The 417-nt window shown below is 75.3% G+C and carries 1 protein-coding gene; it reads left to right on the top strand.

The window, feature by feature from the left end; all coding sequences use genetic code 11:
• Positions 1-36: 36 nt before the first annotated feature.
• Positions 37-417 (top strand): Maf family protein (locus EQG76_RS11225; RefSeq protein WP_200840736.1); only part of this gene is annotated, 381 nt, incomplete at its 3' end.

Below are 417 nucleotides of genomic sequence, written 5' to 3'. Positions count from 1 at the left end.
CTACCGGTTCAAGTGAGCCCCGCCAGCGGGGAGCGCGTGCCCCTGGGGCTGGCGTCGGCGTCGCCGCGCCGGCTCGACCTGCTGCGCCGCTGCGGCATCGAGCCCAGCTGGGTGGTGGGACCGGATGTCGACGAGACGGCACATCGGGGCGAGCTGCCGCGTGCCTATGCATTGCGGGTGGCCAGGGCCAAGGCAGCGGCCGGTGCCGCGCAGGCGCTGGCGGCCGGAGCCTTCGTATTGGCCGCCGACACGGTGGTGGCCTGCGGCCGCCGCATCCTGCCCAAGGCACTGGACGAGCCCACCGCGGCCGCCTGCCTGGAACTCCTGTCCGGGCGGCGCCATCGGGTCATGACCGCGGTGGTGGTCGCGACCCCGGAGCGCCGGCTGGTGGAGCGGCTGGTCGAGACCGTGGTGCGC

Origin of the sequence: Geminicoccus flavidas (genome assembly GCF_009806515.1) — a bacterium.
GTDB lineage: Bacteria > Pseudomonadota > Alphaproteobacteria > Geminicoccales > Geminicoccaceae > Geminicoccus > Geminicoccus flavidus.
This window is presented reverse-complemented; position numbering and strand designations above follow the sequence as displayed.